General features: G+C 71.3%; 24 protein-coding genes and 1 pseudogene. 14 read left to right on the forward strand and 11 right to left on the reverse strand.

The annotated features are described in order from the left end of the window. Positions 1-2: 2 nt before the first annotated feature. Positions 3-1,832 carry a HAMP domain-containing sensor histidine kinase gene (locus MJ604_RS24150; protein ID WP_243057120.1) on the forward strand — a complete coding sequence of 610 codons (1,830 nt, stop codon included), beginning with the start codon at positions 3-5 and terminating at the stop codon, positions 1,830-1,832. Here MJ604_RS24150 and MJ604_RS04625 read toward each other — a convergent pair. The 3 genes from MJ604_RS04625 to MJ604_RS04635 are packed head-to-tail and all read right to left on the reverse strand — an operon-like array spanning position 1,760 to position 5,380. After that, complete coding sequence (locus MJ604_RS04625) at positions 1,760-2,512, reverse strand: hypothetical protein (protein ID WP_243057121.1); 753 nt, start codon at positions 2,510-2,512, stop codon at positions 1,760-1,762. The genes MJ604_RS24150 and MJ604_RS04625 overlap by 73 nt on opposite strands. Further along, a complete protein-coding gene (locus MJ604_RS04630) occupies positions 2,512-3,807 on the reverse strand; it encodes a DUF4437 domain-containing protein (protein ID WP_243057122.1) in 1,296 nt (431 codons plus the stop codon). The genes MJ604_RS04625 and MJ604_RS04630 overlap by 1 nt, the downstream gene beginning before the upstream one ends. 34 nt (positions 3,808-3,841) lie before the next feature. Then, positions 3,842-5,380, reverse strand: coding sequence for a class I adenylate-forming enzyme family protein (locus MJ604_RS04635; RefSeq protein WP_243057123.1), 1,539 nt, complete (start codon positions 5,378-5,380; stop codon positions 3,842-3,844). Between the two features lie 164 nt (positions 5,381-5,544). On the opposite strand from MJ604_RS04635, the gene MJ604_RS04640 reads away from it, so the two are divergent. The 4 genes from MJ604_RS04640 (at position 5,545) to efeB (ending at position 9,617) form a co-directional block, all read left to right on the forward strand. Further along, a complete protein-coding gene (locus tag MJ604_RS04640; RefSeq protein WP_243057124.1) occupies positions 5,545-6,252 on the forward strand; it encodes a DsbA family oxidoreductase in 708 nt (235 codons plus the stop codon). A 75-nt stretch (positions 6,253-6,327) separates the two neighbouring features. Then, positions 6,328-7,185, forward strand: coding sequence for an iron uptake transporter permease EfeU (gene efeU / locus MJ604_RS04645; protein WP_243057125.1), 858 nt, complete (start codon positions 6,328-6,330; stop codon positions 7,183-7,185). A 9-nt stretch (positions 7,186-7,194) separates the two neighbouring features. Beyond that, positions 7,195-8,358, forward strand: coding sequence for an iron uptake system protein EfeO (efeO, locus tag MJ604_RS04650; protein WP_243057126.1), 1,164 nt, complete (start codon positions 7,195-7,197; stop codon positions 8,356-8,358). 53 nt (positions 8,359-8,411) lie between these two features. Beyond that, positions 8,412-9,617 (forward strand): iron uptake transporter deferrochelatase/peroxidase subunit, encoded by a 1,206-nt coding sequence (gene efeB / locus MJ604_RS04655; protein WP_243057386.1) that lies wholly within the window; start codon positions 8,412-8,414, stop codon positions 9,615-9,617. Here efeB and MJ604_RS04660 read toward each other — a convergent pair. After that, positions 9,599-10,132, reverse strand: a complete 534-nt coding sequence (locus MJ604_RS04660; protein ID WP_243057127.1) for a GNAT family N-acetyltransferase — start codon at positions 10,130-10,132, stop codon at positions 9,599-9,601. The two genes, efeB and MJ604_RS04660, sit on opposite strands and share 19 nt — an antisense overlap. 44 nt (positions 10,133-10,176) lie before the next feature. Here MJ604_RS04660 and MJ604_RS04665 point away from each other — a divergent pair, with 44 nt between their 5' ends. Continuing rightward, on the forward strand, positions 10,177-10,854 hold the full coding sequence (locus MJ604_RS04665; RefSeq protein ID WP_243057128.1) for a hypothetical protein: 678 nt from the start codon (positions 10,177-10,179) through the stop codon (positions 10,852-10,854). On the opposite strand, the gene MJ604_RS04670 is transcribed toward MJ604_RS04665, so the two are convergent. Then, positions 10,844-12,370 (reverse strand): ABC-F family ATP-binding cassette domain-containing protein, encoded by a 1,527-nt coding sequence (locus MJ604_RS04670; protein ID WP_243057129.1) that lies wholly within the window; start codon positions 12,368-12,370, stop codon positions 10,844-10,846. The genes MJ604_RS04665 and MJ604_RS04670 overlap by 11 nt on opposite strands. Positions 12,371-12,615: 245 nt before the next feature. Between MJ604_RS04670 and serA the strand changes: the two genes are divergently transcribed. After that, on the forward strand, positions 12,616-14,196 hold the full coding sequence (serA, locus tag MJ604_RS04675; protein ID WP_243057130.1) for a phosphoglycerate dehydrogenase: 1,581 nt from the start codon (positions 12,616-12,618) through the stop codon (positions 14,194-14,196). A 7-nt stretch (positions 14,197-14,203) separates the two neighbouring features. Here the strand turns inward: serA and MJ604_RS04680 are convergent, their stop codons facing one another. After that, entirely contained in the window at positions 14,204-14,692 is a 489-nt protein-coding gene (locus tag MJ604_RS04680) for a GNAT family N-acetyltransferase (RefSeq protein WP_243057131.1), read from the reverse strand. A gap of 83 nt (positions 14,693-14,775) precedes the next feature. On the opposite strand from MJ604_RS04680, the gene MJ604_RS04685 reads away from it, so the two are divergent. After that, positions 14,776-16,230 carry an MFS transporter gene (locus MJ604_RS04685; RefSeq protein WP_243057132.1) on the forward strand — a complete coding sequence of 485 codons (1,455 nt, stop codon included), beginning with the start codon at positions 14,776-14,778 and terminating at the stop codon, positions 16,228-16,230. On the opposite strand, the gene MJ604_RS04690 is transcribed toward MJ604_RS04685, so the two are convergent. Both MJ604_RS04690 and MJ604_RS04695 read right to left on the reverse strand, forming a co-directional pair. Continuing rightward, positions 16,227-16,544 carry a hypothetical protein gene (locus MJ604_RS04690; RefSeq protein WP_243057133.1) on the reverse strand — a complete coding sequence of 106 codons (318 nt, stop codon included), beginning with the start codon at positions 16,542-16,544 and terminating at the stop codon, positions 16,227-16,229. The two genes, MJ604_RS04685 and MJ604_RS04690, sit on opposite strands and share 4 nt — an antisense overlap. 48 nt (positions 16,545-16,592) lie before the next feature. Continuing rightward, entirely contained in the window at positions 16,593-18,212 is a 1,620-nt protein-coding gene (locus MJ604_RS04695) for an amidohydrolase family protein (RefSeq protein ID WP_243057134.1), read from the reverse strand. Positions 18,213-18,393: 181 nt separating this feature from the next. Here MJ604_RS04695 and MJ604_RS04700 point away from each other — a divergent pair, with 181 nt between their 5' ends. From MJ604_RS04700 to MJ604_RS04720, 6 genes and pseudogenes are all read left to right on the forward strand, one after another. Further along, a complete protein-coding gene (locus MJ604_RS04700) occupies positions 18,394-18,699 on the forward strand; it encodes a hypothetical protein (protein WP_243057135.1) in 306 nt (101 codons plus the stop codon). 230 nt (positions 18,700-18,929) lie between these two features. Beyond that, positions 18,930-19,085, forward strand: a pseudogene (locus MJ604_RS24395) (HNH endonuclease); the annotation flags it as partial. A gap of 12 nt (positions 19,086-19,097) precedes the next feature. Then, the gene (locus MJ604_RS04705; RefSeq protein ID WP_243057136.1) at positions 19,098-19,244 is read left to right on the forward strand and encodes a hypothetical protein; all 147 of its coding nucleotides are present in this window, start codon (positions 19,098-19,100) and stop codon (positions 19,242-19,244) included. Between the two features lie 34 nt (positions 19,245-19,278). Beyond that, on the forward strand, positions 19,279-19,713 hold the full coding sequence (locus MJ604_RS04710; RefSeq protein WP_243057137.1) for a GNAT family N-acetyltransferase: 435 nt from the start codon (positions 19,279-19,281) through the stop codon (positions 19,711-19,713). 159 nt (positions 19,714-19,872) lie between these two features. Further along, positions 19,873-21,489, forward strand: coding sequence for a methyl-accepting chemotaxis protein (locus tag MJ604_RS04715; protein ID WP_243057138.1), 1,617 nt, complete (start codon positions 19,873-19,875; stop codon positions 21,487-21,489). Between the two features lie 17 nt (positions 21,490-21,506). After that, positions 21,507-22,337 carry an arylamine N-acetyltransferase gene (locus MJ604_RS04720; RefSeq protein WP_243057139.1) on the forward strand — a complete coding sequence of 277 codons (831 nt, stop codon included), beginning with the start codon at positions 21,507-21,509 and terminating at the stop codon, positions 22,335-22,337. A 42-nt stretch (positions 22,338-22,379) separates the two neighbouring features. On the opposite strand, the gene MJ604_RS04725 is transcribed toward MJ604_RS04720, so the two are convergent. From MJ604_RS04725 to MJ604_RS04735, 3 genes are all read right to left on the reverse strand, one after another. Beyond that, positions 22,380-22,697, reverse strand: a complete 318-nt coding sequence (locus tag MJ604_RS04725) for a Dabb family protein (RefSeq protein ID WP_243057140.1) — start codon at positions 22,695-22,697, stop codon at positions 22,380-22,382. Then, the gene (locus tag MJ604_RS04730; protein WP_243057141.1) at positions 22,697-23,440 is read right to left on the reverse strand and encodes a hypothetical protein; all 744 of its coding nucleotides are present in this window, start codon (positions 23,438-23,440) and stop codon (positions 22,697-22,699) included. Before MJ604_RS04730 ends, MJ604_RS04725 begins: the two co-directional genes overlap by 1 nt. An 82-nt stretch (positions 23,441-23,522) precedes the next feature. Beyond that, complete coding sequence (locus tag MJ604_RS04735; RefSeq protein WP_243057142.1) at positions 23,523-24,386, reverse strand: DUF427 domain-containing protein; 864 nt, start codon at positions 24,384-24,386, stop codon at positions 23,523-23,525. Positions 24,387-24,784 lie beyond the last annotated feature (398 nt).

Consider the following 24,784-nt stretch of genomic DNA (forward strand, 5'->3'; position numbering starts at 1 on the left):
CCGTGCCGACCTCTGACCCCAGCCACGCGGACCCGACCGGGTGGTCCGACTCGTCGGCGCGCTCGGTGCTGCAGCTGATGGCGGAGTCCGTCGCGGAGATGGTCGGCTTCGAGGTCACCGCGCTGTCGGTGGTCATCGACGACGAGCTCGTCACGGTCGCCTACGTCGGCCCTGAGGAGTACCGCGAGTACGTCGAGCGGCCCGACTCCGCCGACGTCCTGGACCCGGTGCTGGCCGTCGCCGAGCGGTGGGGTCCGCGCGTCCGGTTCCTCGCCGCCGCGGACCACGGCGAGCTCGCGGGTCACTGGGTGGAGTTCGAGCAGCAGCGGGTCGACCACCCCGACGCGTGGGACCCCCAGGACGTGCTCGTCGCCGTGCTGAGCGACGACGACGGCGTGATGGTCGGCGCGGTCTCGGTGGACCGGCCGCTGTCCGGACGCCGGCCCGACGCGGTCCAGCGCGACCTCCTGGAGCGGTACGCCGCCCAGGCGGAGCGAGCCGTCCTCAACGCGTTCGAGCGCGAGGAGCTGGTGCAGCAGGTCGCCCACGCGGAGTCCGCGCGCCGGATGATCCGGGCCGCGTCGATGCCCGCGCTGCCCTCCCTGGAGGCGGTGCTGCGCAGCACCCACGGACCGCTCGTCGAGGGCTTCGCCGCGAGCGGCTCCTGGATCCACGTGCTCGACACCGACTGCCCGGGCGGCAACTACGCGCGCCAGCACGACGGCGAGATGGTGACGCTGCCCGCCGAGGTGATCGAGGAGTCGCGCCGCGTCGCGCCCCGGCTGTGGCGCGACCAGACCGTGCTCGTCGTCGTCGCCGGCGAGACGCCCGGCCTGCCCGACGTCATCCACCGCCAGCTCCACGAGCTCGGCCTGTCGACGGTGCTCGCCGTACCACTCGGCGCGGGGGAGGAGTGCCTCGGCTTCATGGCGCTCACCCGGCGCGAGCAGGACCCGCCGTGGTCGCCGGTCGAGATCGACTCGGCCCGCCAGATCGGCCACGACCTGGGCGCGTCGCTGATGACCGCGCGGGCGCTGGAGAGCGAGCGCGCGCTGGTGCGCGAGCTGAAGCAGCTCGACGACTACCGCAGCCAGCTGATCGCGACGATGTCCCACGAGCTGCGCACCCCGCTCGCGGTGATCGCCGGCAACCTGGAGATGCTCGGGACCCTCGAGCTCGAGACCGTCGCGATGATGCACCACGCCGCGATGACCCGCGGCTCGGACCGGATGAAGAAGGTCGTCGACGACCTCCTGATGCTGGCCCGGGTCAGCAACCCGCGCTACCCGCTCTCGCCGGTGCCGGTCGACCTGCGCGACATCACGCTCGAGGTCGCCGACCTGGTCGACACCGCCGCGCGCGCCAAGGACATCACGATCGAGCTCGTCATGGAGCCGACCGACCTGGTGGTGCCCGGCGACCCCTCGGAGCTGGATCGCCTGATCGGCAACCTGGTCAGCAACGCGGTGAAGTACACGCCCGACGGCGGCACGGTGACGGTGAGCATCGCGCTCGGTCCGGACGAGATCGTCGTCCGCGTCGCCGACAACGGGATCGGCATCTCCGCGGAGGACCAGACCGGGCTGTTCGGCGCGTTCTTCCGTACGACGAACCCGGAGGCGCTCGCGCAGTCCGGGACCGGTCTGGGGCTGGCGATCGTGGCGACGATCGTCGAGCGCCACGAGGGCTCGGTCACCGTGGAGAGCGAACTAGGGGCAGGAACCACCTTCACGGTGGCCCTGCCCCTGGTTCACAGCGGTCAGAACGCGGTCGAGCCCGGCTTCATCACGCCGAGGAGCGCGGCGACCAGGACCAGCGTCCAGATCGCGTAGACCCACGGCTCGCAGCGCTTGATCGAGCCGAGGATCGCCTTCTCCACCTCGGGGGTGGAGCCCGACGTCACGAGCTTGCCGAACGCCGGCCCGAACGGCTTGAGCTGCCGGCGGATCATCACGCCGCTGAAGATGCACAGCGCGTACGCGACGACCTTGGCGCCCAGCCACTTCGGGTTCGTGTCCACGCCGAACGGCTCGGCCACGACCATCGTGTAGACGCCGACCGCCACCAGCCCGACGCTCAGCCCGTAGCGGACCGTGAGGTCCGCCTTCTGCGAGAGCCGGGCCAGGGGAGTGTCGCCGCCCCGGTAGTCGATCAGCGACACGGCCAGCCAGGCCAGGCCGGCCACCCACGTGAGCGCGAGCAGCCAGCCGTGCACGAAGAAGTCGTCGCCGAGCGGACCCCACGCCATCAGCGTGACGCCGCTGGGCAGGATCAGCACCAGCGAGACCCGCGGCGCGATGTCGGTCGCGTGCATGATCTTCGTGGCGACCCCGCGGGCCTCCGGTCCGACCTCGCTCTTGATGATGTACCGGCTCGCGTAGAAGACCCCGACGTCGCCACCCAGCCAGTAGGCGAACAGCACGACGTGCAGGAAGATCGCGACGGTCTGCCCGTTGAAGCCGTGTGCGGCTTCCGCGGCCTCCGCGACCATGGGTGCCAGGAGAGGAACCATCACATTCCGTCGCCGTCCCAGCGGCCGCGCGAGCGGCTGCGGACGGGCAGCGAGGAGATGATCGGCGCGGGGATCGGGTCCCCGTCCTTCCAGTCGACGCGGGTGCCCCAGTTGTGGGCGTGCTCGCCGGTGCGCTCGTCACGGTGCTCGACGTCCTTGCCCGACCAGCCCCAGTCCAGCTCGGGCGCGTGCTCGTGCGAGTGCCCGTGATCGTGCGAGTGGTCGTGGTCGTGGTCGTGCGAGTGGTCGTGGTCGTGGTCGTGCGAGTGACCGTCGCCGTGGCCGCCCTGCAGGTTGGCCGCGTCCATCGCCTTCATGATCGCGATGATCGACGGGTCCGCGCCCTGGCCCTGGTGCTTGACCGGCGCGTTGTTCTGGCCCTGGTCGATCTGGAACTGCCAGGCGGCGTTCATCTGCCGCATGTCCTCCTCCGACCGCCACGGGGTGGCGAGGTCGTGGGTGGACGACGACCAGCGCTGCGGCTCGTGCGGCTCCTCGTTGAGGCCCTCGGCGGTGTAGTTGACGCCGTCGCCGCCCCAGCGGACCCACTCGCGCTGCGTGTACCAGTTCTTCAGCTCACCGTCCGAGCGCAGCAGCCAGGTGGCGCCACCCTCCATGGTGGTGAAGTGGCCGTGCTTCACGCGGGCCGGGCGGAAGAAGTACGTGCCGAGGTCCAGGGTGCCGAAGTTGTACTCCATGTGGCCCTGGGTCGTGTAGGCCTCCTCGTAGCACGGGTGGTGCGCGAGGCGGTGGTCCGACCAGCCCTGCTCGGCGTGCACCAGGCGGGTGTAGAAGCCGGTGACCGGGTCGACGTGGAGGTACTTGATGTACAGGCCGGGCATCGGGCCCGGGTTCGGGACGGCGTCCCACTTCATCGCGTCGGAGTCGATGACGATGACCTCTTCGCGGGCGTCCGACCAGCGCTTGGCGGCCGCGACCGACTCGACAGCGTCGTACCCGGCGTCGCCGTACTCCCGGTAGTGGAGCATCTTGGTGCCCTCGGCGACCTTCAGGTAGTCGGCCGGCACGCCCTTGGGCGCGTAGACGTAGCCGCCCTTGCCGATCTTGCGGCCGCCGTAGTCGATCTCGCCCTCGAGCACGTAGTACTCGGTGTTGGCGTGGTGGATGCCCGGGCCGCGGCCCCAGTCGGTGTGGAAGTCGACGCGCAGCGAGGACGAGCCGTCCTCCTCGTCGACGGAGAGCCGGCGCTCGCTGGCGCGGCCCTCGCCGCCCGGCAGCTCGGCGCCGTGCCAGACGTAGTCGTCTTCCTGGATCAGTTCGACGTGAGGTCGCAAGGGACTTCCTTCGGGTAGGGGATGGGTCTGTCGGCTAGTTCGTGGCTTGGTCGCGCAGCTCGCGCTTGAGGATCTTTCCGGCGGCGTTGCGGGGGAGCGCGTCGGTCACCGTCCAGCGACGGGGGACCTTGAAACCGGCGAGCCCGGTGCGGCAGTGCGCCTCGAGCTCGCCGGTGGTCACGGTGGCGCCGCGGCGCAGGACGACGTACGCCGCCACTTCCTCGCCCCACGTCTCGTGGGGGATGCCGACGACCGCGGACTCCGCGACGGCGGCGTGGGTGGCGAGGACGTCCTCGACCTCGCGCGGGTAGACGTTCACGCCGCCCGAGATGATGAGGTCCTTCTTGCGGTCGACGATGTGGACGTAGCCGTCGTCGTCGCGCACGACCACGTCGCCGCAGGTGAGGAAGCCGTCGTCGGTCGTGCAGGCGGCGGTGGCCTCGGGGTCGTTGTGGTAGCCGTTCATGAGGAACGGCGAGCGGCTGAACAGCTCACCGGGCTCACCGTTCGGCACCGGGTTGCCCTCGTCGTCGACGACGCGCAGCTCGGTCAGGAACCAGGCGTGGCCCACCGATCCGGGCTTCGTGTGCTGGTCGGCCGGGCGCAGGTTCGTGATGATGCCGCCCTCGGTCGAGCCGTAGAGCTCATGGATCCCGCACTGCGGGAACTCCTGCATCACCCACTGCTTGAGCGGCCAGGGGAGCGCGGCGGCGTTGAAGTACAGGGTGTCGAGCGAGGACAGGTCGTGCTGGGCGACCGCGCCCTCACCGAGGCCGCGCAGCATCTGCGCGTGCGTCGGCACGAGGAACGTCGACTGCACCTTGTCGCGGGCGCAGAGCGCGAGGAACTCCTCGGGGTCCCACGAGCGCAGCATGGTGACCGTGCCGCCGGCGAACACGGGCGCGTAGCCGAAGGCGAAGCCGGCCCCGTGGTACATCGGCGCGACCGCGGCCGACGTACGTCCCGGGCCGAGGCCCCACTCGAGGGCAGAGAGGTAGAACGTGAGCGCCCGGCTGCGGTGCGAGACCACGACGCCCTTGGGGCGGCCGGTGGTGCCGGACGTGTAGGCGATGCAGAACGGGTCGAGCTCGTTGACCGGGGCGTACGGGTCGCGCGCGTCGGTCGCCTCGAGCGCGGCTTCGTACTCGGGCCCGAGCTGGGAGCCGCCGATGCTGACCACGGTCAGCTGGAGCTCCTCGGCCGCGTCGCCGGCCAGGGCCGCGAGCTTGTCGTCGAGGACCAGCGCGCGGGCGCCGGAGTGCTCGATGATGTAGCGGCTCTCCGCCGGCGTGAGCCGCGGGTTGAGCGGGACCATGACGAGCCCGGCCTTGGCGATGCCCGCCGCGACCTCGGGGTACTCCAGCCGGTTACCGAGCAGCACCGCCACCCGCTCGCCGGGCTGCAGGCCCTTGCCGAGCAGCCACGCGCCGAGTCGGCTGGCCCGCTCGTCGAGCGCGCCGAAGCTGAGCGTGCGGTCTCCATCGATGACCGCCGTCGCCCGCGGCGTGGCCCGGGCGAACTCCCGGATCCCGCCCGCGATGGTCATCGGCGCCCCGCCGGCAGCGATCGCCATCCAGTCCTCCTGAGCCTCGTGTTCGCCGGAACTATATACGATATAAGTTGTATCGGAAACGGTTCGACGCGCTGGGTCAGGTGCGAGCGGTCCGGCACCGCCGGCGACTCCCAGGTGACCGGCATCTCGGAACAACCCCACGGCGCGACGACGTTCACCCTCACGTGAAGATCGAGATCTGGAGCGACGTCGTGTGTCCGTGGTGCTACGTCGGCAAGCGCCGCCTGGAGACGGCGTTGGCCGGCTTCGAGCACGCCGAGGACGTGGAGATCGTGTACCGCTCCTTCGAGCTGGACCCTTCCGCGCCGCAGCACGGCCACGAGCTGTCGACCGGCGTGATCGCGCGCAAGTACGGCCGCAGCGAGGCAGAGATGCGCCAGATGCAGCAGCAGCTGACGGACATGGCCGCGGCGGAGGGGCTGGCGTTCCGGCTGTTCGACACCGTGCACACCAACACCGTCGACGCGCACCGGCTGCTCCACCTCGCGCTCGCGTCCGGCGGCCCCGCGCTGCAGCGCGACCTCAAGGAGGCGCTGCTCTCGGCGTACTTCGAGGGCGCCGAGAACATCGGTGACCACGACGTGCTGACGAAGGTCGCCCTCGCCGCCGGTCTCGACGAGGCCCGCGTCCGCGAGGTCCTGGCCGGCGACGACTACGCCGACGCCGTCGAGGCCGACGTCGCGCAGGCACGGGCGTACGGCGCCACTGGGGTGCCGTTCTACGTCGTCGACCAGAAGTACGGCGTCTCCGGTGCCCAGCCGGCCGAGACCTTCAGCCAGGTGCTGAACCAGGCCTGGGCCGAGTCGCACCCGGTGCTCCAGTCGGTCGGTGGCGACGCCGAGGCGTGCGGCCCGGACGGCTGCCCGATCTGACCCCGAGGAGCACCCGGGTGGCGTGCCTCACCTTTGGTTAGGCATACCTAAGCGGCAGGCGTATCGTGTCGCGACGTGCTCGCGAACTACCTGATCGGCCTGCGCGAGGGTCTCGAGGCGGCCCTCGTGGTCAGCATCCTCGTCGCGTACCTGGTCAAGACCGAGCGCCAGGACCTGCTCCCGCGGATCTGGGTCGGCGTCGGCATCGCGGTCGCGGTGTCGCTGGGCTTCGGCTTCGCGCTGTTCTACGGCCCGCGCGGCCTGACGTTCGAGGCGCAGGAGGCGATCGGCGGCATCCTGTCGATCGTCGCCGTCGGCCTGGTCACCTGGATGATCTTCTGGATGGCGCGCGCGGCCCGCTCGCTGAGCGGTGAGCTGCGCGGCCGGATCGACGACGCGGCCGAGGGCCCGTGGTTCGCGCTGGTCCTCGTGGCGATCCTCGCGGTCGGCCGCGAGGGTCTCGAGACCGCGCTGTTCCTCTGGTCGGCGACCGAGGCGGTCCGCGACGACACCGGCACCTGGCAGCCGCTGGTCGGCGCCGCGGCCGGCATCGCCACCGCGATCGTGCTCGGCTACCTCATCTACCGCGGCGCGATCAGCATCAACCTCTCCAAGTTCTTCACCTGGACCGGCGCGTTCCTCATCCTCGTCGCCGGCGGTGTCCTGTCGTACGGCGTCCACGACCTCCAGGAGGCCGGCATCCTGCCCGGGCTGAACAACCTCGCCTGGGACGTGTCCGACACGATCGACCCGACCACCTGGTACGCCACCCTGCTCAAGGGCATCTTCAACTTCTCCCCGCAGACCACCGTGCTCGAGGCCACGGTCTGGTTCCTGTACGTCGTCCCCGTGATGACCCTCTTCCTCCTCTCGGCCCGCCGCCGCTCCAAGCCGGCGCCGGCGCCGACCTCCGACCCCACCCCTGTGAGCTGAAGGAACCTGATGCGCAAGACCGTCGTCGCCGCCCTCGTGGTGGTTGTCCCCCTCCTCGCCGCGTGCACCGAGAACACCCGCGGCGACGACGCCGAGTCGGGCGACGGCCGCACCGTCGCGGTCTCGTCGACCGACGACGGGTGTGAGCTCTCGGCGGTCGAGGCGCCGTCGGGCACCCTCACGTTCGACGTCACGAACGACGGCTCGCAGATCACCGAGTTCTACCTGCTCGACGAGGACGGCCTGCGCATCGTCGGCGAGGTCGAGAACATCGGCCCCGACCTGTCCCGCAAGCTCGTCGTCGACGCGGCGGCCGGCACCTACCTCACCGCCTGCAAGCCGGGCATGAAGGGCGACGGCATCCGCGCCGACTTCACCGTCACCGACTCCGGCGACGAGCCCGACATCTCCGCCGACGAGCAGGAGCTGGTCGACGCGGCGCTCGCGAACTACCAGGCCTACGTGCAGGACCAGTCCGACCAGCTCCTCACCAAGACCGAGGAGTTCGTCGAGCTCTACAAGAACGGCGACGACGACGCCGCCCGCGCGCTCTACCCGGAGGCGCGCACCCACTGGGAGCGGATCGAGACCGTGGCCGAGTCGTTCGGCGACCTGGACCCGAAGATGGACGCCCGCGAGGCGGACCTCGAGGAGGGCCAGAAGTGGACCGGCTGGCACCTGATCGAGAAGGACCTGTGGCCCCAGGACGCCGAGGACTACACCCCGCTCACTCCCGCCGAGCGAGTGACGTACGCCGACGACCTCCTGAAGAACACCGAGATCCTCGACGGCCGCGTCCAGGAGCTCACCTACACCGTGGACCAGATCGCGAACGGCTCCCGTGGCCTGCTCGAGGAGGTCGCCCTCGGCAAGGTCACCGGCGAGGAGGAGATCTGGTCGCACACCGACCTGTGGGACTTCCAGGCGAACGTCGACGGCGCCCGCGTGGGCTACGAGGGCGTGAAGCCGATCGTCGAGCAGTCCGACCCGGAGCTCGCCACGGCCCTGGACGCGCGGTTCACCGAGCTGCAGGACCTGCTCGACGCGCAGCGCACCGACGACGGCTTCGTCTACTACGACGAGCTCACCCCGGACCAGGTCCAGGAGCTCTCCAACGCGGTCAACGCGCTCTCCGAGCCGCTGTCCAAGCTCACCGCGGCGGTGCTGTCCTGACCGAGGGGATCTCGCGACGAGGGCTGGTCGGCGGCGGGGTCGCCGCGGCCGGTCTGGCGGCCGGTGCGTTCGCGGCCGGCCGGGCGACCGCTGCCGAGCCGGACCCCGAGCCGACCGGGCGCGACGCGTTCGCATTCCGGGGCGCGCACCAGGCGGGGATCACCACGCCCGCGCAGGACCGTCTCCACTTCGCGGCGTTCGACGTCACCACGGGCTCCCGCTCGCAGCTGATCGCCCTGCTGCAGGCGTGGACGGTCGCTGCGGACCGGATGACCCGCGGCCTGTCGGCCGGCGAGATCGGCCCGACCGAGGGCGCCAGCAACCTGCCGCCCGACGACACCGGCGAGGCGATCGGGCTGCCGGCCAGCGGCCTCACGATCACGTTCGGCTTCGGGCCCGGCCTGTTCCGCGACGCCGAGGGCCGCGACCGGTTCGGGCTCGCCGGGAAGCAGCCCCGAGCGCTGCGCACCCTCCCGCACTTCCCGGCCGACGCGCTCGACCCCGAGCGTTCCTACGGCGACCTCTGCGTCCAGGCCTGCGCCGACGACCCGCAGGTCGCGGTGCACGCGATCCGCAACCTGGCGCGGATCGGCTTCGGCACCGTCGCGGTGCGCTGGTCCCAGCTGGGCTTCGGGCGTACGTCGACGACGTCGACCTCGCAGTCGACACCACGCAACCTCTTCGGCTTCAAGGACGGTACGGCCAACGTGAAGGCCGAGGAGACCAAGGACGTCGACGAGCACATCTGGGTCGGCGCCGGCGACGACCCGCGCGCGGACTGGCTGGCCGGCGGCTCCTACCTGGTCACCCGCCGGATCAACATGACCATCGAGGTCTGGGACCGGCAGCCGCTCGGTGACCAGGAGGGCTTCATCGGCCGCACCAAGGACTCCGGCGCCCCACTGTCCGGCGGCACCGAGTTCAGCGAGCCGGACTTCTCGATGCCCGGTAGTGACGGCCCGGTGATCCCGCACGACTCGCACGTCCGCGTCGTGCACCCGGACTTCAACGACGGTGCCCGGATGCTGCGCCGTGGCTACAACTTCGTCGACGGGTCCAACCCGCTCGGCGGCCTGGACGCGGGCCTGTTCTTCATCGCGTTCGTGCGCGACCCCGACACGCACTTCATCCCGATCCAGAACAAGATGGCGACGTCCGACGCGCTGATGGAGTACCTCAAGGTCACCGGGTCCGCGCTGTTCGCCGTACCTCCCGGCATCGGCGAGGGCGAGTACGTCGGTCAGGCGCTCTTCGAGTAGTCGCTCGCGGTGATCACGAAGCACCGCGACGGCTCGTCGTACCACTTCTCGACGACCCCGTGGTCGGTCATGCCGAGCTTGCGCATGACGTTGATCGACGGGTCGTTGCCGAGGTGCGCGACGGCGATGATCTCGGGCAGCCCGGCCGCGAACCCGTGCGCCAGCACGGCTCGCGCTGCCTCGGTCGCGTAACCCCTGCCCCACGAGTCGGGGTGCAGGTGCCAGCCGATCTCGACCTCGCCGTGCTCGTCGTTGGGCAGCGTCAGCAGCAGCACGGTGCCGAGCGCGAGCCCGTCCTCCTTGCGCTCGACGGCCCAGATGCCGAGCGGCGGGTCGTTGCGCTCGTTGTTGTACCGGTCGATGCGCGCATGCGCCTCGCCGACGGTCTTCAGCAGCACGGGCGGACCGTCGCCCAGCCACTTCATGACCTCCTCGCGGCTGAGGATGTCGAGCAGCCGCGGCCCCTCGTCGTGACGCCACGGGCGGATGACCAGACGTTCTGTCTCCAGATGCACGCGCCTACCTTGCCAGCGAGCGGATCGCTGCCACTATGTCGCGCGTGAATGACTGGGCGCCGCTCGTACTCAAGGCCGTCGTACCGTTCGCGGCCGCGGGGCTCGCCGCCCTGCTGACCCCCGCGTTCCTGCCCACCCGCAGCCTGCGCCGTGAGCTCGCCGTCGACGCCGGCATGCTCGAGAAGGTGCCGGACGGCCCTGTCCGCGCCGAGCTGAGCGCGAGTGTCGAGGGCCGCGCGGTGAAGCTGCTCGCCTGGACCCGCTACCGCTCGCTGACGCGCTCGGAGCTGTTCACGTTCGTGCTGAGCGGACTGCTCGCCGCCGTCGCGTTCTGGGAGGTCGCCGACGACCTCTTCGGCGGCGAGGGCAGCGAGCTGTCCTCCGGCCTGGCCTTCACCGTGACCCTCGCGGCCGGCGCGATGTGGCTGCTGGCGACCTGGTCGTGGCACTCGCGCTCGATCGACCGCCTGCACTACCTCCAGGACCGCGGCGCGACCGAGGCGATCGCCGACGCCCGCCGCGGCCTGAAGGTCGGGGTCTACCCGCTGCTCTCCGTCCTGGCCCTGATGCTCGTCGTGCAGTGCGGCGCGATCGCGGGCTTCGTGCTGGCCCGCTGGGACCTGCCGCTGCTGGCCGTGGCGCTCGCCTCGGTGTGGGCGGTCGTCACCGTGGTCCCGTTCCTGAACACCGCGATGGACACCGAGGACGCCGTCACGGCGTAGGGCTCAGGTCCACCACCCGGTCGACCCCGATGTCCTCGAGGAACGCCGGGTCGTGGCTGGCGACCACGAGCGCGCCCCGGTAGGACGCGAGCGCCGACACCAGGGCGTCGTACGACGCGAAGTCGAGGTTGTTGGTCGGCTCGTCGAGCAGCAGCAGCTGCGGGGCCGGGTCGGCCAGCAGCAGCGCTGCGAGCGTCGCGCGGAACCGTTCCCCACCGGACAGGTCGCCGACCTTCCTGTCCGCGGCCGAGCCCCGGAACAGGAAGCGGGCCAGCCGCGCCCGGACCTCGTTCGGCTCCGCTCCCGGCGCGCGCCGCGCGACGTTGCCGAACACCGTGTCGTCGCGGTCCAGCACGTCGAGCCGCTGGGGGAGCAGCCCCACCGGCACGCGCGCCTGCTCGACGAGCGAGGTCAGCAGGGTGGTCTTGCCCGACCCGTTCGGGCCGACCAGCGCGACCCGGTCCGGTCCGTTGATCGGCAGCTCCCCTTCGAGGACGAGCCGTCCGCGCGGCACCTCGGTGCCCGGCAGGTCGATCCGGATCTCGCGGTCGTCGCGCAGGCGGGCCTCGGCGGCGCCGAGCCGGTCCCGTGCCTGGTCGGACCGGTCGTCGTGCACCCGGCGCAGCCGCGCGGACGACTCCTCCGCCTGCTGCTTCTTCGCGTTGATCGCCGCCTTGCCGAGCCCGGTGGTGGCCTCGGCCTTCTTGGCGAGCCGGGTGCGCGAGGCGATCTTGCGCTCGGCCTCGATCCGCTCGTTGCGCTGCTTGCGCAGGTCGGCCTTCGCGGTCGACACCGCCTGCCGGGCGGCGTCCTGCTCGGTCGCGACCTGCTCGGCGTACGACGAGTACCCGCCGCCGTACCACCGCACCCGGCCGTCGCGCAGGTCGCCGATCCGGTCCATCCGCTCCAGCAGCTCGCGGTCGTGACTGACCACGAGGAGCGACCGGCTCCACCCGTCGACCACGTCGTACAGCCGCTCCTTGGCGGCGGTGTCGAGGTTGTTGGTCGGCTCGTCGAGGAGGAGTACGTCGGGTCTGCGCAGCAGCAGCCGCGCGAGCCCGAGCTCGGTGACCTCGCCGCCGGAGAGCTGGCCGAGGCGGCGGTCGAGGACGTCGGTGGGGAGACCGAGCCGGGCCAGCTCGGCCTCGGCGCGGTCCTCGACGTCCCAGGCGTCGCCGATCGTGTCGAAGTGGACAGGGTCGGCGTCGCCTCCCTCGACCGCGCGGATCGCGCGGCGTACCGCCCCGATGCCGAGGAAGTCCTCGACCGGCTGGTCGACGTCGAGGGTCAGGTCCTGGGGGAGGTAGCCGACCTCGCCGGCCACGGTGACGTGGCCCGACGTCGGCTGCAGCTCGCCGGCGACGAGGCGCAGGAGGGTGGACTTCCCGGCGCCGTTGGTGCCGACCAGGCCCGACCGGCCGGGGCCGACCAGGAGATCGAGGTTGCTGAGAGCGGGGGTGCCGTCGGGCCAGGCGAAGGTGAGGCCGGACGCGGCGATGACGGAGGACGAAGACATGGAGGCTCCAGAGGTGTCGGTGGTCGAGGACGGCGCTCTGACGCCTGTCTCGAGACCACGGGGACGCGGGTCACCTCAACGGAGCAACTCGACCTGCCTTCGACGGGAATGGGACCGGACGAGGGTACGTCGCGACGGCCTGTGGACTCCAGCGATTAACGGGAGGGGGTCGGGTACAGTCGAAGGAGCACAGCGTCGTGCGTCCGTCTGCTCATCTGTACCCCGTCAGGACCCGCGCTGTGACCATGCCCGTCGTACTCATCGCCGAAGAGCTCAGCCCCGCCACCGTCGAGGCGCTCGGGCCGGACTTCGAGATCCGGTACTGCAACGGCGCGGACCGTGACGAGCTCCTCGCGGCGATCCCGGACGCGGACGCGATCCTGGTCCGGTCGGCGACCAAGGTGGACGCCGAGGCGCTCGCCGCCGGGCGTCGGCTCAAGGTGATCGCCCGGGCCGGCGTCGGCCTGGACAACGTCGACGTGCGCGCCGCCACGATGGCCGGCGTGATGGTCGTGAACGCCCCGACCTCCAACATCGTCTCCGCCGCCGAGCTCGCCGTCGCGCTGATGCTCGCGGCCGCGCGGCACGTGTCGCCGGCGCACGCGGCGCTGAAGAACGGCGAGTGGAAGCGCTCGCGCTACACCGGCATCGAGCTGTACGAGAAGACCGTCGGCATCGTCGGCCTCGGCCGCATCGGCGTGCTCGTCGCGCAGCGGCTCAGCGCGTTCGGCATGAAGGTCGTCGCGTACGACCCGTACGTGCAGGCCGGCCGCGCCGCCCAGATGGGCGTCCGCCTCGTCGACCTGGACACGCTGCTCGTCGAGGCCGACTTCATGTCGGTGCACCTGCCGAAGACCGCGGAGACCGCGGGCCTGATCGGCGCCGAGCAGCTGGCCAAGGTGAAGTCGTCGCTGGTGCTCGTGAACGCCGCGCGCGGCGGGATCGTCGACGAGTCCGCGCTGTACGCCGCGCTCAAGGAGGGCCGTGTGGCTGCGGCCGGCCTCGACGTGTTCGCCGAGGAGCCGTGCACCGACAGCCCGCTGTTCGAGCTCGAGAACGTCGTCGCCACCCCGCACCTCGGCGCGTCCACCGACGAGGCGCAGGAGAAGGCCGGCATCGCGGTCGCGAGGTCCGTGCGCCTGGCGCTCTCCGGCGAGCTCGTCCCCGACGCGGTCAACGTGCAGGGCGGCGTGATCGCCGAGGACGTGCGCCCCGGCATCCCGCTCACCGAGAAGCTCGGTCGCGTGTTCACCGGCCTCGCGGGCGAGGTCGCCCAGCAGGTCGACGTCGAGGTCCGCGGCGAGATCACCGACTACGACGTCAAGGTGCTCGAGCTCGCCGCCCTCAAGGGGATCTTCGCCGACATCGTCGAGGACCAGGTGTCGTACGTGAACGCGCCGCTGCTGGCCGCCGAGCGCGGCACCGCCGTACGTCTCGTCGCCGACCCGGAGAGCCCGGACCACCGCAACCTGATCACGATCCGCGGCACCCTCGCCGACGGCTCGCAGGTCTCGGTCAGCGGCACGCTGATCGGCATCGGCCAGCGTGAGCGGCTGGTGGAGGTCAACGGCTTCGACGTCGACCTCGAGCCCACCGAGCACCTCGCGTTCCTGACGTACGGCGACCGCCCGGGCATGGTCGGAACGGTCGGCGTGATCCTCGGCGACGCCGGCATCAACATCGCCGGCATGCAGGTCTCGCGGCAGGCGCCGGGCGGCCAGGCGCTGGTCGCGCTGTCGGTCGACACCGCGATCCCCGCCGACACCCTCGCCGACATCCAGCACGCGATCGACGCCGAGTCGGTGCGGGCCGTCAACCTCGTCTGAGGTCCGGTCAGGCGAGCCGCTTGCGGTACCAGTGGTCGGAGTACGGGCCGCCCGAGTGGGGCGGGGTCTCGCGGTAGCCCAGGGACGCGTAGAGCCGCTGGGACTCCACGAGGTCGCGGCGGGTGTCGAGACGGAGCTCGACCATGCCCATCGCGCGGCAGCGGTGCTCCACCTCGGTCATCAGCCGGCGCCCTAGCCCGAGCCTCCGGTGCTCGCGGCCGACGTACAGCCGGCGCACCTCGCCGACCTGGTCCTCCACTCGGACGAGACCGACGCATCCGCAGACCTCGTCGTCGAGCATCGCCAGGAGGAAGACGCCATGAGGGGCGACGAGATCGTCGGTGGGGTGCTCCGCCAGCGCCGCCTCGAGCTCGGCGTCGGTCGCCGGTCGGCCGTAGTAGCGGCTGGCGACGTCGTCGAGGTAGGCGTGCAGCGCCTGCTCGGCCGGCGGTGAGGTGGGGGCGACCTCGACGATCCTGATCGCTCCGGCATCCACGGCGGACATCCTGGCACCGCAGGGTCCAGGGCGTGAAACCGGTGTGAAACCGGGCTGAAGGCGGCCGAACCTACGGTCGGCGCATGACCACCACCACTGCGCTCCCGGCTCCGTCGCGCACCTATCCCTCCCTGCGCGCCGCGTGGATCCCGATGGCCGCGCTGTGCCTCGCGTTCTTCGTGGAGATGGTCGACAACACGCTGCTGTCGATCGCCCTGCCGACCATCGGCCGTGACCTCGGCAGCGGCACGGCGGCGCTGCAGTGGGTGACCGGCGCGTATGCGCTCACCTTCGGCGGCCTGCTGCTCACCGCCGGCTCGATGGCCGACCGGCTCGGTCGCCGCCGGGTGCTGCTGGTCGGGCTCGCGGTGTTCGGGCTGGTCAGTCTCTGCGTCGTGGCCGTCAGCACCGCCGGTGAGCTGATCGCGCTGCGGGCGGTGCTCGGCATTGCGGCCGCGGCGATGGCGCCGATCACGAACTCCCTGGTGTTCCGGCTCTTCGACGACAAGGCGCTCCGGATGCGCGCGATCACCGTGATGATGGTCGTCGGCATGTCCGGGTTCGTCCTCGGCCCGTTGCTCGGCGGCACCGCGCTGGCGCACGTGAGCTGGGAGTGGCTGCTGGTCGTCAACGCGCCGATCGCGCTGATCGCGGCGATCGGCGTGCGGCTCGGCGTCCCCGCCGACCGGCCCGAGGACCTGACGAACGACCGGCTCGACCTCCCCGGCGCGGTGCTCAGCATCACGACCATCGGGCTCGCCTGCTGGTCGCTGACGAGCGGCGTCCTCTACGGCTGGCTCTCCGCGGTCACCGTCGCGTCGGTGGTCGGCGCGATCGTCGCCGGGATCGGGTTCGTCCTGCACGAGCGGCGTACCGCCGAGCCGATGCTGGACCTGAAGCTGTTCTCGAACGGCACCGTCCGCGGTGCCTCCATCGCCCAGATCGGCACGGCGATCGCGATGGCCGGCGTGATGTTCGGGCTGATCCTGCACTTCCAGTTCGCCTACGGCTGGAGCCCGGTGAAGGCCGGCCTGGCGAACCTGCCGATCATCGTCACGATGATCGCTGCGACCCCGTTCTCGGAGTGGCTCGCGAAGCGGTACGGCCACCGGATCGCCTGCCTGGTCGGCGCCGCGTTCCTCGGCGGGTCACTCGCCGGCATGTCCTGGGCGGTCTTCCACGGGTACGCCGCCATCGCCGCCTGCATGGTGCTGATGACGATCGGCCTGCGCACCGTGATGACGATCTGCGCGGTCGCGCTCGTCGACGCGATGCCGGCCAACCGCACGTCCATCGGCACCGCGCTCAACGACACCGCCCAGGAGGTCGGCACCAGCGTCGGCACCGCCGTGATCGGCACGATGATCGCCGCGCTGGTCACCACCCAGCTCCCCGACGGAGTCTGGAGCAGCGACCTCGTGCAGTCGTTCTTCCACGGCGAGCGGGTCACCTACGCGCTGCTCGCGGTCGTCGTCGGCCTCGTCGCCGGCTACGGCGCCTCGACCCTCACCGACTCGCGCAGCACCGAGGAGCCCTAGGCCGGTTCCTGGACAGGGATCGCGCCGACACCCCGGATCGCGACCTCGGTGACCTCCTGGGAGACGTCGAAGGTCGCGTCGATCTCGACGTCGGTGATCTGGTACCCACCGTTGGCCGGAGCCTTCTCGACGAGACCGAGGTGCAGCCGGTGGGGCTCCGGCACGATGCCGGGGTTGACGGCCTCGAGCGTCACCGAGAACCCGGTCTGCGGACAGCTGCCGCGGCCCTGGACCCGGACCAGGCGGTTCTCGCCCGTGTAGATCGCGACGGCCGAGAAGTCGCTCGCGGGCCACGCGCAGAGGAGTTCGCTCATCCTCGCAAGCTAGCGGTCGCGGAGAGACCCGGTCATGACCACTTTGGGCTACGCACCGCGACGCAGCCGGATGCCCGGGCGCGCTTCCAGGACGGCGCCGGCCTCGACGACGGGCTCGCCGTTGACCACGACGTGGTGGACGCCGGTGGAGTAGCGGTGCGGGTCGTCGTACGTCGCGTGGTCGATGACGGTGCTCGGATCGAGGACCACGACGTCGGCGTAGGCGCCCGGCGCGAGACGGCCGCGGTCGCGGAGGCCGAGGCCGTCGCACGGCAGCGAGGTCAGGCGGCGTACGGCGTCGGCGAAGTCGGTGACGCCGCGCTCGCGCACGTAGTGGCCGAGGAACCGCGCGAACGTGCCATAGGTGCGCGGGTGCGTCGGCTCGTCGGTGTGGGGCGCGACGGCCGCGTAGGCCTCGGCGTCCGAGCCGAGCGAGACCCAGGGCTGGGCCAGGCCGAGCTCGACGTTCGCCTCGTCCATGAGGAAGTACGCGACACCGGTCTCGGCGTCGCGCGCGACGATCTCGAGCAGGGTGTCGGCGGGGGAGAGGCCGAGTTCGCCGGCGAGGTCCGACAGGTGCCGGCCGCGGGCGGGCGTCCCGTCGGAGAGGTCGGAGAAGAACAGGATGCCCTCGCCCTCGCTGGCGGCGAGGAAGAGGTTCTCGAAGCCGCCGCCGCTCTCGGTGCTCATGGCGGCCGCGATCTCCCGGCGTACGACGGGGTCGGCGAGCCGGCGGGCGAGCGCGTCCGGGCCGCCGTCGTGGAACCGCGGCGGGATGCAGGCGGCGAGCGCCGTACCGCCGGCGGTGTAGGGGTACATGTTCGCGCCGACCTCGCGGCCGGCGTCGCGGGCGGCCTGGATCCTCTCGATCGCGAGCGCCATCTTCGGCCAGTTCCGCCGGCCGGCCGCCTTCAGGTGGTAGACCTCCGCGCGACACCCCGCGCGCTCGCCGATCAGCAGCAGCTCGTCGAGGCACTCGAGGAACTCGTCGCCCTCGCTGCGCATGTGGGAGATGTAGGTGCCGCCGTACTCGCCGACCGGGCCGCAGACCGCGATCAGCTCGTCGGTGCTCGCGTAGTTGCCGGGCGGGTAGATCAGCGCGGTCCCGATCCCGAGCGCGCCGTCCTGCATCTCCTCGCGCATCAGCCCGACCAGGCGATCGAGCTCGTGCGCGGAGAGCGGGCGGTCGTCGAACCTCGCGCCGAGCACGCGCAGGTTGTGGCCACCGACGAAGCTCGCGACGTTCTGCGCAACGCCTCTCCGCTCGAGGTGGTCGAGGCCGTCGGCGAGGTGGTCGAACACCAGGCGTACGCCGCCCTCCTCGTGTCCACCGGCCAGCGCGCCGACCATCTCGCGCACGTCGTCGTTGCCCGGCCCCAGCGAGAACGCCTCGCCGAACACCTGCGTCGTCACGCCCTGCAGCAGGTCCGACGTACCGGCGCCGTCCTGCTGGAGCGACCCCCACGCGTGGCTGAGCACGTTGACGAACCCGGGCGCCACCGCCAGTCCCGTCGCGTCGATCCGCCTGGCTCCCGGCGTGTCCGGCAGCTGCCCCGGTGGCGCCACCTGGACGACACGGTCGCCCTCGACCGCCACGTCGGCCCGCACGCCCTCGCTCCCACTGCCGTCGTAGACCGTGCCCCCGGTGATCACCAGCGTCGTCGCCATGGGGCCACCCTGCCCCGTGGTGGGTCGCCGCGGTTCGTGCGTCGCGACGAATTCGGGTGCGAGCGTCGGAGCCGGTCCCTAGGGTGTCGTCACCAGCCGGCAGGACCGCACCAGAGGAGGTGGCTCGTGAAGCCGACGAACCCAGCCTGACCGCCAGGGTCGGGCGACAGAGAGGTTTCACATGACCACCAAGCGCTTCTACCGGCGCCGGTTCCTCAACCGGCGCGGCTTCCACGCGGGCGCGTACGTCCTGGCGGACTGTCAGATCGACGTCTTCCGTCCCCTCAGTGGTGCCCCGCAGTACTCGATCGACGCCCAGCTCACCGTCGCCGACTGCGGCCGCATCGCGACCATCGACTTCGCCGCCAGCGACGAGGCCACCGCGCGCAACGCGCTCCACAAGGCGCGTCTGCTCCGCGATGTCGTCGTCGACTTCACCGCTGCCCTCGAGGCGACCGTCGACGACTGGCGTGATCGCCAGGGCTGAGTCCGACGGTCAGATCGGTCAACTCGGGACGCTGAACGACCGACAACCCCTGTGTGACGGACGCGGTCGCAACCTCGCTCATCGACGTTCTACGGCCATGGATGCCGTTGATCGTTGCGATCGGACTGCTGTGCCTGGCCATCGCGGCCCCGCTACCGGGCCGAGGTCCCCGGCCCTTCCAGCGGCGCGACCCGTGGAGGGGGTTCCGGTTCGCAGCTCGCGAGACGGTGATGAGCAGAGCCGGCGGGCGCTGTGAGGGGCAGGTCTTCCTCGCCTGGGGCCGGTGTCGGGAGACCGCCACCGAGGCTGACCATGTCTACCCGTGGTCACGCGGCGGCCCGACGGTCCTCAGCAACGGCCAGGCGTTGTGCAGCGGCCACAATCGGAGGAAGTCGAACATGCGGCCGCCCTGGTGGTACGTCAGCGCACTCGAGCGCCGTCGGGTCGGCTACTTCCCGGCCGGTGCCGACCTGCGGGTGCTGGCGCGGATGAACCACGACGAGCTTGCGGCGCGTGCGGCCTGGGCGGAGCGCCGTACGCGATAGGCCGCGGACGCAGCTGCGGTGGGAGGATGCCGAGATGCAGCTGACCGTCGTCCCCGTCACCGACGCGACCGCCGGTGCGTGGGCCGAGATCCACAACCGGATCATCCCGGCCGACCCGCTGTCGGAGGACGACGTGCGGGAGCGGATGACCCGCAACGAGCTGACGCTGGCGTACGACGGCGACGTACTCGTCGGCAACGCCACGCTGCGGCCGCCGGCCGGCGAGGAGCGGATCGCGACGGTGATCGTGCGGATCCTGCCGGAGCACCGCGGCCGGGGTCTCGGCACCGAGTACTACGACGCCGTCCTGGAGCGGGTCGCCGAGCTCGAGCCGGAGCGGATCGAGACGGTCGTGCTCGCGGCCAACGAGGGCGGGCTGAGGTTCGCCGAGAACCTGGGCTTCGAGGAGCACGACCGCTACATGCTCGACGGCACCTCACCCGAATGGGTCGACCTGCACCTCGCCTGAGTGACATCTCGCGCGCCGACGTGCGGCGCGCGCCAACTTCTGACAGAACCTCGCGCGCGCCTTCGTCAACCGCACGGCAAAGGACGCCGTCCGCCGTACCGATGAACGGTGCCGAGGGGTCCTCCGGGTGGCCTCCGCGACGAGACACAGGAGACGTGCATGCCATCGCAGCGCCGTAGTTTCAACGACCTCACCCTGCGGGTCCGGATCTTCGCGATCGTCGGGGTCCTGGTGCTCGGCACCGTGGTCGTCGGCGCGACCGCGCTGCGCGGCGGCGCCACGATCGACGAGCGCCAGCAGGAGTGGAGCGAGGCGGTGGCGACCCAGCAGCAGGTCGAGCGCGGTCGCTACCAGCTGCTCTGGCTGGCCAACTGGCAGAACATCACCGCGTGGAAGTCGCGCGTCGACGGCGGCGCCTCGGCGGCCGCGACCGACGGCGACAACCTCGCCAACTACGACGACGGCGTCGCCGGCTTCGAGAAGGAGATCCTCGGCCTCGACCCCGACAGCCTGAACGCCGCGGGCAAGGAGAACCTGGCCGAGATCGACGCGGCCTGGAAGGAGTTCCTCGGCTACAACGACCAGATCTTCGAGCTCTGGCGCGCCGACCGGCTCGACGAGGGCGACAAGGTGTCCGCCGGCCCCAAGTGGGACATCTTCTTCGCCATCTCGACCGCGCTGGACGAGCTCCGCGAGGCCGTCGGCGCCAAGGTGACCGCGAGCACGTCCGCGATCGAGGACACCCGCGCGTCGACCGAGCGCACCACGATCATCGTCGCCGCGCTCAGCATCCTGGTCGGGCTCCTGCTCGCGTGGTTCGTCTCGGCGCGCGTCATGACCGGCCTGGACGCCGTACGCCGTGGCCTGCTCGCCGTCGCCCGCGGCGACCTCACCACGCGGGTGCCGGTGCGCTCGCGCGACGAGTCCGGCCAGATGGCCGAGGCGCTCAACGAGGCGGTCGAGAACATGTCCGGGGTCGTGAGCGGCATCTCCACCACCGCGCGGAGCCTCAACCACTCGGCCGGCGAGATGGCCGAGGCGTCCAGCCACATGGCCGCCGCTGCGGAGGAGACCAGCGCCCAGGCGCAGGTCGTCAGCGCGGCCGCCGACCAGGTCTCGGGCAACGTCCAGACGGTCGCCGCCGGCGCCGAGCAGATGGGCGCCTCGATCCGCGAGATCGCCCGCAGCACCAACGAGGCCGCCCGGGTCGCCTCGGAGGCGGTCCAGGTCGCCGAGCGCACCAACGGCACGGTCGTGAAGCTGGGCGACTCCTCGGCCGAGATCGGCAACGTCATCAAGACGATCACCTCGATCGCCGAGCAGACCAACCTGCTCGCGCTGAACGCGACCATCGAGGCCGCGCGTGCCGGCGAGGCCGGCAAGGGCTTCGCGGTCGTGGCCAACGAGGTCAAGGAGCTCGCCCAGGAGACCGCCCGCGCCACCGAGGACATCGCCCGCCGCGTCGAGACCATCCAGGGCGACACCACCGAGGCGGTCGAGGCGATCGGTCAGATCTCGGACGTCATCGCCCAGATCAACGACTTCCAGGCCACCATCGCCTCGGCCGTGGAGGAGCAGACCGCCACCACCAACGAGATGAACCGCAACGTCACCGACGCCGCGACCGGCTCCGGCCAGATCGCCATGAACATCTCGGGTGTCGCCGAGGCCGCGGGCTCCACCTCCGAGGGTGTCGCCCAGGCGCAGCAGACCGTGACCGAGCTGGCCCGGCTGTCCGACGACCTCGCGGAGATGGTCGGTCGCTTCTCGGTCTGATGCGCTTGACTGGGTGGGTGAGCGACGACTGGCGGATCGACGACCTCGACCTCGACGGCTACCTCGAGCGCCTCGGCGTACCGGCTCGCGAGCCGAGCGCCGAGGCGCTCGCCGAGCTGCACGAGGCGCACGTCCGAGCGTTCACGTTCGACAACATCGACGTGCTGCTCCGCCAGCACCCGGGCGTCTCGCTCGACGACGTGCAGGAGAAGTTCGTCGGGCGGGGTCGCGGCGGCTACTGCTTCGAGCACTCGACGATCTTCGCGGCGGTGCTGGAGCGGCTCGGGTACGACGTACGACGCCACCTCGCTCGGGTGGGCGACCCGGCGAACGGCACGCAGCAGGCGCGCACGCACATGATGGTCGAGGTGGTGCTCGGCGGGCAGCGGCTGCTGTGCGACCCCGGGTTCGGGATGAGCACGCTGCGCCCGCTCCCGATGACCGACGGCGCGGAGGACGAGTACCCGACCGGCTGGCGGTACCGGCTCACCAGGGCCGACGACGGCGGCTGGGTGATGAGCCGCCACCGCGACGGCGGTTGGGAGGTCATGCACACCACCGACGAGCTCGCGGTCATCCCGCTCGACGTCGTGCAGGGCCACCACTACACGAGCACGTACCCCGGCTCGCACTTCACGACCACGCTGATCATCACCAAGCACCTGCGCGGCCGGCACGTCACGGTCACCCACGACTCGCTGACGATCCGCACGCCCGGCGAGCCGACCGAGCACCGGCCGCTGCGCGACGGCGAGCTCGACGAGTGGCTCACGACGCTCGACGTGCCGCTGGCCGACGAGGAGCGCGCGCGGCTGCTCGAGCGGGTGGCTGAGGTCCCACGCACCTGACGTCTGCGTCGAGGTCGGCGGCGCAGTGCCAGGACAGGACTGTCAGGCGGTGGCGGAGCGCACGGCGGCGTCGTCGTACTGCACGAACGCCTTGCCGGCGAGCACCGGCTTGATGTGCTCGGTGACGACCGCGACGTGCGCCGGGTGGGAGCCGTAGGCGCGCCAGGCGTCCTCGGACTCGAAGCGCATGTGGAAGCGCAGCGTCGCGTTGCCCTCGGTCAGGCCGGCGTCGCGGACGGCCTGGCCCTCGACGAGTCCGGGGACCTGGCCGGGCAGCCCGAGCAGGCCGTCGAGGATCGCCTCGATCTGGGCGTCGGTGGCCTCGGGGGAGAGGGTCAGGTGGCCTACGTGGTTGAACATCAGTGCAGCTCCATCAGCGAGCCGTAGCCCGCGATCTTGTCGTCGATGCCGTTGGTGCGGAACGCGTGCCACATGGTGGCGAGGTTGATCGCGATGACCGGCTTGCCGAGCTCCTTCTCGAGCTCCGCGGCAACCGCGACGCACTCGAGGTTGGTGCCGCACTGGATCAGCGCGTCGACATCGGGGCCGTCGACCGCGAGGAACGCGTTGCGCAGCGTCTCGGGCGTCTCGTCGGCGATCGACGTGGCGGACTCCGAGCACAGGCCGTGGATCGCGGCGACGTCGTACCCGAGCTCGGTGAAGTACGCGACGACCTGCTCGTCGCCGACCGGCTGGTACGGCGTCACCACGCCGATGCGCTTGGCCCCGAACGCCTTCAGCGCCTCCCCGGCGGCGGTCGCCCCGGTGGTCACCTCGAGGCCGGTCATCTCGCGCACGCCCTGCTCGAACGCCGCGTTGCCCTGCACGCCGCCCCAGAAGGTCTCGGCGGACATGCCCATCACGATGTACTCGGGCTGGCAGGTCATCACGACCTCGAGCGCGCTCGGGAGCGCCTCGTTGAGGCACTCGCGGAACGCCTGGAACGCGTTGGCCGAGTCGAGCGCCGGTGCCTTGATCATGATCCGGCCGGTGTGCCAGGAGCAGTCCTGCGGCCGGAGGTGGTGGAACTCGCGCTCCACCGACGTGTTGGTCGAGGGCAGGACCAGGGCGAACTTCTTGCCCTTGGTGAGGACGGCACTCATCGACGGCTCCTAGATCGGCTTCAGCGGACCACTCGGAGCAAAGAATAGAGGATATATACGTTGCGTGCAGACGCCCGCCCGCTCAGCCGAACTCCAGCCGATCCGTGGCGGCCGACGCCTGCTCGGCCGGGGTCGACCACGGGGTCACCGGACGGCGCTGGAGCACCCCGTCCACCCGGATGTCGGTGCGCTCGTTCCAGAAGGCGACGTGGTCGCGGACGGGAACCGCGTCGTCGAGCGGATCCGGGTAGGTCCAGCCGACATCGCGTCCGTCCTCGCGACCGTCGATGGTCGAGAGGTACGACGCGTGGCCCTTGTAGGCGCAGGTGCTCCGGGTGTCGCTGGGTGTCAGCCGCGAGCGGTGCACGTCGGCAGGCGGGATGTAGTAGCGGATCGGCAGGAGCGTCTCGACGAGGAGGAGGGCCTGGTCGGTCTCGGCCAGCACCGTGCCGCCGAGGCTGACCTCGACGTGTCGGCGTGAGTGCAGGACGTCGATCCGCTTGAACGGGTCGTGCGGGTGCCCGACGAGCTCCTCGTCCTCGGCCAGCCAATGGTCGAAGGCGGCGAAGTCCAGGATCACCAGGCCGGCGAGGTCCGGGTCCGCGGGCCGGAAGCCGGCCCTGGGGACCCGGCGCCGACCGGCGACGAGATCGACCACCACCCCGGGTGTCGTGTGCGGCTCGAAGCTGTCGGGTCCGAGGAGTCGCGGCAGGCCGTCGAGCGAGGGCGGGTCGGGCTGTGGTTCGGTCGCCTGGACCTCGAGCTGCAGGTCGGCCTCCGGCGCCGCGTACACCGGCACGATCCGCCGCGGCTCCCACACCAACATCCCGCCGTGGGTGTCGACGACCGGGGCGCCGTCGAGGTAGGCGCGCAGCCGGAAGCGGACCGGCTCGATGGCGAGCTGACCCACCGCGTCGGCGAGATGAGCCCGCATGCTCAGGGCCATGCCCCCATTGAACACCCAGCCGACCCGACGCGACATCCTCCCGACGTGCCATGGCGCTGGCAGGTGCGCGGGGGCACCATCGACAGATGGTGCGATGGCGTTGGTGGCCGGCGATCCCTGAGTCGAGGACGTGCACCTGCGGCGAGCCCTTGGAGGTCCGCGTCGTCGGTGCCGCGCAGCGGTGGGGCGGGGAGCCGGTCAGCAAGGTGTGGTGCTGGCACTGCCACCGGTGTGGCGACGTCCGGAGCTAGCTGTCTGATCGCTGAGGTTGGTCAACCTGGCGATGGGTGCTGATCCACCGATCGCGGCGCGCACTGTCGGCGTTCGAGGTCACGGCAGATCGACGCGTACCCGGCCCGAGTGGCCACCGAACCGCTGCCCGAAATGGTCAACCTGGT

Source organism: Nocardioides sp. SR21 (assembly GCF_022761125.1).
Classification (GTDB): domain Bacteria; phylum Actinomycetota; class Actinomycetes; order Propionibacteriales; family Nocardioidaceae; genus Nocardioides.